The sequence below is a fragment of the Micromonospora sp. ZG13 genome, assembly GCF_059359355.1.
In genome coordinates, this window is record NZ_JCADBQ010000031.1 from 1 (window position 1) to 10,981 (window position 10,981).

Annotated in this window: 2 protein-coding genes; both read right to left on the reverse strand. The window is 75.5% G+C overall.

Going from position 1 to position 10,981, the window contains the following annotated elements; genetic code table 11:
- Positions 1–9,468, reverse strand: a 9,468-nt coding sequence (locus AC5L34_RS29360; RefSeq protein ID WP_494827888.1) for an SDR family NAD(P)-dependent oxidoreductase, incomplete at its 3' end; no start/stop codon positions are given.
- A gap of 58 nt (positions 9,469–9,526) precedes the next feature.
- A complete protein-coding gene (locus tag AC5L34_RS29365; protein ID WP_441178242.1) occupies positions 9,527–10,738 on the reverse strand; it encodes a cytochrome P450 in 1,212 nt (403 codons plus the stop codon).
- Between the last annotated feature and the right edge of the window lie 243 nt (positions 10,739–10,981).

The following is a 10,981-nucleotide window of genomic DNA, read 5'->3' on the forward strand; positions in this document are numbered from 1 at the left end:
GTACGCGGCGGCGAGTTCGGTGCCCATGCCGAGTCGTTGTGCGCCCTGCCCGGTGAACAGGAACGCCAACCTGCCGGCCCCGGCGGTGCCGGTGACCAGGTTGGCGGCCTCCCGGCCGGCGGCCAGCGCGGCGAGGCCGTCGAGGAGTTCCCGCCGGTCGGTACCGACGACGGCGGCCCGCTGCGGGAACCGGACCCGGGCGGCCAGGGAACGGGCGACGTCGGCCTCCGGCAGTTCGGGGCGGGCCGCGAGGTGGTCGTGCAGGCGGCGGGCCTGCTCCCGCAGGGCCTGCTCCGAGCGGGCGGACAGCAGCCACGGCAGGGCCGGCGGCGGCGTACCGGCGTCGGCGCCGTCCGGTTCGGCTTCGGCGGGGGGCTCCTCGATGATCACGTGCGCGTTCGTGCCGCTGACGCCGAACGAGGAGACCCCCGCGCGGCGCGGGTGGCCGTTGCGCTGCCACTCGGCCGGCTCGGTCAGCAGCGCGACGGAGCCCGCCGACCAGTCCACCTTCGGCGACGGCTCGTCGACGTGCAGGGTGCGCGGCAGCAGCCCGTGCCGCAGGGCGAGGACCATCTTGATGACCCCGCCGACGCCGGCGGCGGCCTGGGCGTGGCCGATGTTGGACTTGAGCGAGCCGAGCAGGAGCGGCTGTTCGCGGTCCTGGCCGTAGGTGGCGAGGATGGCCTGGGCCTCGATGGGGTCGCCCAGGGCGGTGCCGGTGCCGTGCGCCTCGATGGCGTCCACCTGGTTCGCCGACAGCCCGGCGTTGGCCAGCGCCGACCGGATGACCCGCTGCTGCGAGGGCCCGTTCGGGGCGGTGAGGCCGTTGGAGGCGCCGTCCTGGTTGACGGCCGAGCCGCGGACGAGGGCGAGGACCCGGTGCCCGTTGCGGCGGGCGTCGGACAGCCGCTCGACCACCAGTACGCCGACACCCTCCGCCCAGCCGGTGCCGTCGGCGGCGGCGGCGAACGACTTGCACCGGCCGTCGCGGGCGAGGCCCCGCTGCTTGGAGAACTCGACGTACAGGCTGGGCGTGGACATGACGGTCACGCCGCCGGTCAGCGCGAGGGAGCACTCGCCGGAGCGCAGCGCCTGTACGGCGAGGTGCAGCGCGACCAGCGACGACGAGCAGGCGGTGTCGACGGTGACCGCCGGCCCCTCCAGCCCGAACGTGTACGCCACCCGGCCCGAGGCGACACTGCCCGCGGTTCCGGTGCCCAGGAACCCTTCGACACCGTCGGGCACGGCGCTCGCCCCGGCGGCGTAGTCGTGCGTCATGAGGCCGGTGAACACGCCGGTGGGTGAGCCGCGCAGCGCGTCCGGCCGCAGGCCGGCGTTCTCCAGCGCCGCCGAGCAGGTCTCCAGGAACACCCGCTGCTGCGGGTCCATCGCCAGCGCCTCGCGGGGGCTGATGCCGAAGAACTCCGCGTCGAAACCGGCCGCGTCGAGCAGGAACCCGCCCTGGTCGACGTAGCTGGTGCCGGGGGTGTCCGGGTCGGGGTCGAACAGCGTGTCCAACTGCCAGCCACGGTCGGTCGGGAAGCCGCTGATGCCCTCCCCGCCGTCGATGAGCAGCTGCCACAGCTCGTCCGGCGAGCTGACGCCGCCGGGGTAGCGGCAGGCCATGCCGACGATCGCGATGGGCTCGTCGCTCGGCCGGGCGGCGACCGCCGCCACGACGGGCGCCCGCTCCTCCTCCCGGTCGCCCAGCTCGCCCCGCAGGTACTCGACGAGGGCCTCCGGGGTGGGGTAGTCGAAGGTCAGCGTCGCGGGCAGGCGCAGCCCCGTCGCGGTGTTGAGCCGGTTGCGCAACTCGACGGCCATCAGCGAGTCGAAGCCGAGCTGGCGGAACGGTTCGGCCACGGAGACGGCGTCCACGTCCGGCTGGGCGAGCACGGTCGCGACCTGCGTACGCACGATGTCGAGCAGCAGCCCGCGCTGCTCCTGTTCGCTGCGCCCGGCCAGCTCGCGGGCCAGCGCGGAGGCGCCCGGCCGGGTCGCGGCCTGCCGCCGGCGCGGCACCCTGGCCAGGCCGTGCAGCGGCGGCGCGGCGTCCGGCGCGGCGCGTACCGCGGCGACGTCGATGGTGACGGGCACCAGGTGCGCCTCATCGGAGCGGCACGCGGCGTCGAACAGCGCGAGCCCCTCCTCGACGCTGTGCGGCAGGAGACCGCCGCGCGCGATGCGGGCCAGGTCGGTCTCGCCGAGCTGGCTGGTCATCGCGCTCTCCTCGGCCCACAGGCCCCAGGACAGCGAGGTGGCGGCCCGGCCCCCGGCCCGCCGGCGGGCGGCCAGGGCGTCGAGGAACGCGTTCGCCGCCGCGTAGTTGGCCTGCCCGGCGGTGCCGATGACGCTCGCGACGGAGGAGTAGAGCACGAACAGCTCCACGTCGCCCGCCAGCTCGTGCAGGTTGAGCGCGGCGTCGACCTTGGGCCGCAGGACGGCGTCCAGGCGTTCGGGTGTGAGCGACTCCAGGATGCCGTCGTCGAGTACGCCCGCGGTGTGGACCACCCCCACCAGCGGCCGGGAGAGCCCGGCGAGCAGCGCCGCCAGCGCCTCGCGGTCGGCGGTGTCGCAGGCGACGACGTCGGCGGTGGCGCCCAGGGCGGCCAGCTCCTCGGCCAACGCGGCGGCGCCCGGGGCGTCCGGGCCCCGGCGGGAGGCGAGGAGCAGGTGCGCCGCGCCGTGCCGGGTGACCAGGTGGCGGGCGAGCGCGGCGCCGAGCGTACCGGTGCCACCGGTGATCAGGACCGTGCCGGCCGGGTCGAACAGCCGGCGCTCGGCGGTGGCGGAGGCGTGCCGCGCGAGCCGCGGCACGGTCAGCGCCCCGTCGCGGACGGCGAGCTGCGGCTCCCCGGCGGCGATCGCGGCGGCGAGGGCACGCTCCGACTTGTCGGTGCCGTCGGTCTCGACGAGCACGAAGCGGTCCGGGTGCTCGGTCTGGGCGGAGCGGACCAGCCCCCACGCCGCCGCGCCCGCGAGGTCGCCACCGCGGGTGACCACGGCCAGCCGCCCGGTGCCGGCCGCGGCCCGCTGAAGCGTCGCCAGCGTGTCGTGCAGGGACTGCCGTACGGCCTCGGCGGTGTCGCCCGCCTCGACCCGGAACACCTCGACGTCGGGCGTGCCGGCGCCGCTCGGGGCGGCCACGGGCACCCAGTCCGTGCGGTACAGCGCGGCGGTGGGGCCGCTCGCGCCGGTCAGGCCGTCCGTCGCGACCGGCCGGACCGCGACCGCGTCGGCGCTCAGCACCGGGTTGCCCTCGTCGTCGGTGGTGCTCACCCGCAGGGTGTTCTCGCCGGCCGGGGTCAGCCGGACCCGCAGCGTCGAGGCCCCCCGGCGGTGCACCCGCACCCCGCGCCAGGAGAAGGGCAGCCAGGCCCGGCCCGCCGGGCCCCCGCCGCCGTCGACGTGCAGCACGAGCGGGTGCATGGCGGCGTCGAGCAGCGCCGGGTGTACGCCGAAGCGCACGGCGGCCGGCTCGTCCTCGGCGCGCAGCGTGGCCCGGGCGAACAGTTCGTCGCCGTGCCGCCACACCTCCTGGACGCCCTGGAAGGCGGGGCCGTAGCAGAAGCCGCGCGCCAGCAGCCAGCCGTAGAAGTCGCCGACGTCGACGGGCTCCGCGCCGGGTGGCGGCCACTCGTGGACGACCGGGGCCGGCGCGGGTGCGTCGGCCAGCGTGCCCGAGGCGTGGCACGTCCACTCCGCGCCCGGCGTGTTCCCGGCCGGCTGGGAGTACACGCCGAACTCGCGGCGGCCCTGCTCGTCGGGTCGGCCGACCCACACCTGGATGTTGACCCGCTGCTGTTCGGTCAGCGTCAGCGGGGCCTGGAGGGTGAGTTCCTCGATCGTGGTGCTGCCGGTGTGCTCGGCGGCGTGTGCGGCCAGCTCGAGGAACGCGGTGCCGGGCAGCAGGACCGTGTCGAGGACGGCATGGTCGACCAGCCAGGGCTGCTCGCGCAGGGAGAGCCGCCCGGTGAGCACGAGCCGGTCGGTGTCGACGACGCCCAGCACCGCGCCGAGCAGCGGGTGGCGCGCCGCGGTGAGGCCGGCCGCGCCCACGTCGCTCCCGGCCGTGGGCCGCAGCCAGTACGACCTGCGCTGGAACGGGTACGTCGGCAGCGGAACCTCGCGGGCGCCGGGGAAGTAGGCGTCGGCGTCGAGGCCGGTCCCGACGGTGAAGAGGTGACCGACGGCCCGGGCGAGGCTGTGCGTCTCGGGCTGTCCCCGCCGCATGGTGGCGATGCCGGTGGCGTCGCCGGTGGTGGTGGCGAGGACGGTGTCGGGGCCGATCTCGAGGAAGGTCTCGACGCGGCCGGTGGTGCCGAGGGCGGTGACGGCGTCGTGGAAGCGTACGGCCCGGCGGACCTGGGTGACCCAGTGCTCGGGCGTGGAGCGCAGCGGCTGCCCGTCGACCGTGGAGATCAGCCCGATGCGGGGTTCGTGGTGGGTGATGGACGCGGCGACGGCGCGGTAGGCGTCGAGCATTGGGTCCATCAGGTGCGAGTGGGCGCCCAGCGGGATCGGCAGCCGCTTGGTCTTGTGGCCCTGCGCGGCGAGCTGCTCGGCGGCGGCGAGGGTCGCGGCCTCGTCGCCGGAGATGACCAGGTCGGTGGGGGTGTTGATGGCGGCGATGCCGACCTGCTCGCCGAGGTACGGGGTGACCTGCTCCTCGGTGGCCTGCACGGCGACCATCGCGCCGCCCAGCGGCAGGGCCGCCATCAGGGTGGCGCGGGCGGCGACGAGCTTCGCGGCGTCGGCCAGTGACCAGACGCCGGCGACGTACGCGGCGGAGAGCTCGCCGAGGGAGTGCCCCGCCACGAAGTCGGGGCGGATGCCCCACGACTCGACGAGCCGGTGCAGGGCGACCTCGAAGGCGAACAGGGCGGGTTGCGTGTACGCGAACCGGTGCAGGTCGTCGCTGCGGATGATCTCGCGTACCGGCCGGTCCAGGTGCCGGTCCAGCTCGGCGCAGGCCTCGTCGAAGGCGGCGGCGAAGACGGGGTACGCGGCGGCGAGTTCGGTGCCCATCCCGAGGTACTGGGCGCCCGTCCCGGTGAACAGGAACGCCAGCCCGCCGGGGCGGGCGGTGCCGGTGAACACGTCGGCGGTGCCCTGACCGGCCGCGAGGGCCGCGAGGGAGTCGAGGAGGTCCTGCCGGGTGGCGCCGGTGACCGCGGCCCGGTGGCCGAAGGCCACCCGGGTGGTGACGAGGGACCGAGCCACGTCGGTGATCGACAGCCCGGGCCGGTCGGCCAGGTGGTCGTGCAGCCGGCGGGCCTGCTCCCGTACCGCCTGCTCGGAGCGCGCCGACAGCAGCCACGGCACCACCGGCGGCGCTGCGGCCGGGGCGTCGGCGGCCGGGGCGTCGGCGGCGGGCGGCTCCTCGATGATCACGTGCGCGTTCGTCCCGCTCATCCCGAACGACGAGACGGCGGCCCGGCGCGGACGGTCGCCGGCGGGCCACGCGACGGGCTCGGTCAGCAGCGCCACCGCCCCGGCCGACCAGTCCACCTTGCGGCTCGGCTCCGAGACGTGCAGGGTGCGTGGCAGCAGGCCGTTGCGCAGGGCGAGGACCATCTTGATCACACCGCCGACGCCGGCGGCGGCCTGCGTGTGGCCGATGTTGGACTTGAGCGAGCCCAGCAGGAGGGGCTGTTCGCGGTCCTGCCCGTAGGTGGCGAGGACCGCCTGGGCCTCGATGGGGTCGCCCAGGGCGGTGCCGGTGCCGTGCGCCTCGACGGCGTCCACCTGGTCGGCCGTCAGGCCCGCGTTGGCGAGCGCGGCGCGGATGACCCGCTGCTGCGAGGGCCCGTTGGGGGCGGTGAGGCCGTTGGAGGCGCCGTCCTGGTTCACGGCCGACCCACGGATCACCGCCAGCACCGGGTGGCCGTTGCGCCGTGCCTCGGACAGCCGCTCCACCACCAGTACGCCGGCGCCCTCGCCCCAGCCGGTGCCGTCGGCGTCGTCGGAGAACGCCTTGCACCGCCCGTCGGGGGAGAGGCCGTTCTGCCGGGAGAACTCGGTGAAGGTGTCCGTGCCGGACATCACGGTCACCCCGCCCGCCAGGGCCATCGCGCACTCGCCCGCGCGCAGCGCGCGTACGGCCAGGTGCAGGGCGACCAGCGACGCCGAGCAGGCGGTGTCGACGGTCATCGCCTGGCCCTCCAGGCCCAGGGCGTACGCGATCCGGCCGGACGCGACGCTGCCGTGGGTGCCGGTGATGAGGAAGCCGTCGACGCCGTCGTCCTCGCTGTGCCCGGCCCGGCCGTAGTCCTGCACGTGCAGGCCCGTGAAGACGGCGGTGTCGCTGCCCCGCAGCGAGGTCGGCGGGATGCCGGCGTGCTCCAGCGCCTCCCACGCGGTCTCCATCAGCACCCGCTGCTGCGGGTCCATGGCCAGCGCCTCGCGGGGGCTGATGCCGAAGAACTCCGCGTCGAACTCGTCCGCGTCGTGCAGGAAGCCGCCGGCGGTCGCGCTGCACGTGCCCGGCCCGTCACCGGCGAACAGCGCGGCGAGGTCCCAGCCGCGGTTGGTGGGGAAGTCGCCGACGACGTCCGTGCCGCTCTCGACCACCCGCCACAGGTCGTCCGGGGAGGTGATGCCGCCCGGGTAGCGGCAGGCCATGCCGACGATCGCGATCGGTTCGCTCTCGTCGTACGCCGCCACGGCGCTCGGCTCCGCCTCGACCGTGCCCAGCCCCAGGGCGTCGAGCAGGTGGCTGGCGAGGATGTCCGGCGTCGGGTAGTCGAAGACCAGGCTCGCCGGCAGCGTGAGACCGGTCGTCGCACAGAGCCGGTTGCGCAGCTGCACGGCGGTGAGCGAGTCGTAGCCGAGCTGGCGGAACGGCGTCTCGCCCTCGATCGTCGCGGGCGCGTGGTCCCGCAGGACCTCGCCGGTCGCGGTCCTTACGACGTCGCGCAGCAGGCCGAGCCGGTCGTCCGCCGGGGTCGCCAGCAGCCGTTCGACCAGGGCGCTGTGGGCGCCGTCGGCGCCGCCCTCGGCGGCCAGCACGGGGCGTGCGGCAACCACGCAGGGCTCGCCCGCGGCCAGCGCAGCGTCGAGGAGGGCGTTGCGCCGTGCCGCGGGGGGCCGGGCGAACCCCGGCGCGCTCCACGCCACGGAGACGCCGGGCAGGCCGAGCGCGTGCCGGTGCCGCACCAGCGCGTCGGCGGCGACGGTGGCGGCGACGTCGCGGCCGTCGGTGAGCAGCACGAGGCCGGTCGGGGCGCGCCCGAGCGTCGCGGTGTGCAGCGCCAGCGTCTCGTCGACCGTGAGGTCCACCGCCGCGAGGGTGGTGACCGGCCGGTCGCCGAGCACGGCCGCCAGCGTCTCCGGGTCGAACGGCACGCCCGGGTGCACGCAGACCCCGGCGCCGAACGCCGCCAGCTCCGCCGGGGCGCCGGCCGGCACGTCGTCCGGCCCCACCAGGACCAGTTCGCGTACGTCGTGGGCCGCCACGAGGTGGCGGGCGAGCGCCGCGTCGTACGACCGGGCGACGAGCACGACCGTGCCCTGCTGCGGTGCGCCGCCGGGCAGGGCGGGGACGGCCGCGTACCGGGGCACGAGCAGTTCGCCCTCGCGTACGGCCAGCACGTCCTCGCCGCAGGCCACGGCCGCGCGCAGCTCCTCGGCACCGACCCGGTCGGCGTCGAGGAGCACGAGCCGGCCGGGACGGCGGAGCTGGTGGGCCCGCGCGAGCGCCCAGGCGGCGGCCTGCCCGGGGGCCGCCGCGTCGTCGCCGTGCAGGGCGCCCCGGGTCAGTACGACCAGGCGCGAGTCCGCCGGGTGGTCCTCGTCGAGCACCCGCGCGAGCAGCTCGGACAGCGCGGCGTGGTCGGGGTAGCTGTCGACGGTGAGGTCGTCGTCGGTGAGGTCGGCGGTCAGCTCGGGCGGGCCCACGACCGACCAGGCGGGCCGACCCTCGCCCGACTCGGAGAGCGGCTCCGGTGCCGGCTCCCAGCGCAGCGCGTGCAGCCGGTCGGGCAGCGACGCTCCCACGCCGATCAGGCGGGCGGGCAGCTCGGGGAGGCGGTGGCGGGCGGGGCTGCCGAGGGCGGTGCGCGGGATCTCCCGCACCAGGTACGTCTCGACCGGCACGGCCGCCACGGGAAGCTCCGCGCGGCACCGCGCCAGCAGGCCGGCGGCGTCCACGTCGGACCCGACGACGAACGCGACCGGACCGTCCGGCCCGGCGAGGGCCGCCGCGTCGGCCACCCCGGCCACGCCCCGCAGCACCGCGTCGATCCGGTCCAGCCGTACCCGCTCGCCGCCGACCTCGACCGCGTCGGCCAGCCGGCCGGTGACCGTGAGGTGCCCGGAGTCGTCGCGGCGGGCCAGGTCGCCCGTGCGGTACCAGCCGCCACTCATCGCCTCGGCCGTCCGGGCGGCGAGTTCGTGGTAACCGCCGGCCATCACGTTCGGGCCGCTGACCCAGACCTCACCCTCCTGACCGGGGCTGAGATCGGCGCCCGAGCGGGGGTCGACCACCCGGACGCTCAGGCCCGGCAGGGGCAGGCAGCGCCGCTCCGCGTCGCCGTCCGGCCAGCTCACCGCGATCAGGCCGGACGTCTCGGTGGTCACGTAGCCGGCGAGCAGCGGCGCCGAGAACGCGGCCTCGAACTCCCGGCGCAGCGCCGGGTCCACGGGGCCGACGGCCAGACCGAGCCGTACCGCCGCCGCCTCCGGCACCGGCGCGCCCGCCAGGGCGCGGTGCGTCGCGCCGGTGCCCACCAGCACGGTGCCGTCCAGCGCGGCGAGCGCGGCACGCGTCTGCTCGGGGGACAGGCCGCCGGCGAGCCGTACCGTCGCCCCCGCCGCCGCGGCGGCGACGAGCTGCCCGAGCCAGGCGTGCACGGGCAGCGCCCACAGCACGCGGTCGTCCTCGGCGCCGCCGAGCCCGGCCAGCTGCGCCGCCGCGGCGGGCCACAGCACGTTGCGGGTGGTGGCGAGCGCCCCCTTGCGGGGGCCGGTCGTCCCCGCCGTGTAGGTGAGCAGCGCCAGGTCGTCGAGGCCGGTGTCGTCGCGGGCCGGCGACGACGGCTCGGTCGTCGCCAGTTCCTCGAACGAGTGCGCCTCGCCGTCGTATTCGCCGTCGACGACGAGGTTCGGCACCCGCACCCGGACCGCGTTCGCGGCGTCGGTGATCACGGTGTCGGCGCCCGAGTCGGCCACCAGCCGGGCCAGCTCGGCGTCGTCGAGCGCCGGGTCCAGCGGCACGGCGATCCCGCCGGCGCGGACGACGGCGAGCACGCCCTCCACCGCCGTGACGCCGTCCAGCAGCACGACGACCCGGTCCGCCGGCCACACGCCGAGGTCGGCGAGGTGTCCGGCGAGCCGCGCCGTCCGCGCCGCCAACTCCCCGTGGGTCACGCCACGCCGTGAGTCGGCGTACGCGATCCGGTCGCCGGACCTGGCGGCAGCGGTCCGGAGCAACTCGGGCAGGGGGCGGAGCAGATCGGTACGCGGCATCGTTCAACAACCTCTTGTCGGATAGCAGTGGGGTTGCGGGCCGGGGGTGGGGATGCGCTCAGACCGTGACCGGAAGGGACACCAGGGCAGGCACCAGCGGCGAGTGCCGCACCTTCAGCGACTCCGGGGGCACGGCCAGCTTGATGTTCGGAAAGCGGGTGAACAGCTCCCGGAGGGCGATGGTGACCTCCATGCGGGCCAGCTCCGAGCCGGAGCAGAAGTGCGGGCCGCCGCCGAACGCCACGTGCGCCTTGTCGGCACGGTCGATGTCGAGCACCCGCGGATCGGGGAACCGCTTCGGGTCGTTGCCGGCGGCGGTCAGGTGCAGCAGCACCGTGTCGCCCTTGCCGATCTTCGTACCGTCGATCTCCATGTCCTCGGTTGCGAAGCGGCGGAAGCCGTGGTGCACCGAGCCGTTGCGGCGCAGCAACTCCTCGACGGCCTCGTCGAACAGGTCCGGGTCCTTGCGCAGCCGCTCCAGAGTGTCCGGGTCGTCGAGCAGCGCCAGCGCGCCCCGGCTGATCATCCCCGAGGTGGTGTCGTAGCCGCCCAGCATCGTCAGCAGGGCCAGGGCCATCACCTGGTAGGCGTCGAGCTCCGGCTCCCCGTCGGCGTTCTTGGCGTGGATCCAGTACGAGAAGAGGTCGTCGCCGGGCTCCGCCGTCTTCTGTTGCCGGATCTCGTTCATGATCTTCGACATGGTCGAGCGGACCTGGGCGTTGGTCTCGTCGTCGCTGCCGAAGGCGAGGTCCGCCATCTCCTTGAGGTTCTTGCGGTACTCGTCGGGGATGCCGAGCACGTCGCAGACGATCGTGATCGGCAGGATGGCCGCGTAGTCGCCGACGAGGTCGCCCCCGCCCGCCGCCTCGATGGCGTCCAGCCGGGCCGCGACCAGCTCGTGCACGCGGGGGCGGAAGGTCTCCAGGTTGCGGGGCAGGAAGGTGAAGTTGATCATCTTCTTGAGCCGCGTGTGCTCCGGCGGGTCGAGGGTGACGATGGTGCCGGTCGCCGAGCCCTCCGGGAAGCGCTCGCTGGTGAAGTCGCCGTTGGAGTACTCGCGGGGACGCGCCAGGCGCTTGTCGCGCAGCGCCGCGTAGACCTCCGCGTGGCCGGTGACCAGCCACACCTGACCGTGGTCGTCGAGGCATGTCCGGTGGACGGTGCCCCGCTCGTGCAGTGTCGCGTAGCGCTCGTACGCCGCGTACGGGTTCGCGAAGTAGTCGTCGTCCATCAGCTTCCGATGCCCGTGCACCGGGCACTTGTTCGCCATGTCGTCCTCGCTGTGATCGCTGGGAAGGAATCGCTGTCGGCATCCGGTGCGCCGGGCGGGAGGGACCGCCCGCGCGCCCATGGTGCCCCCAGCCCGTCCACCCCCGGGTAACTGCCGGGACGACGGCCATTGGTGCGGTGACGTCTCAGCTCACGAGTACGGGGATCTGGATTTTGGTGTCGTGTTCGAGGATGCGGTGTTGGAGTTCTTGGAGGCTGCGGCCGGGTTCGAGGCCGAGGCCGT

Coding starts and splice junctions, on each gene's coding strand:
- AC5L34_RS29365 (WP_441178242.1), bottom strand. CDS start 10,738: ATGGCGAACAAGTGCCCGGTGCACGGGCATCGGAAGCTGATGGACGAC.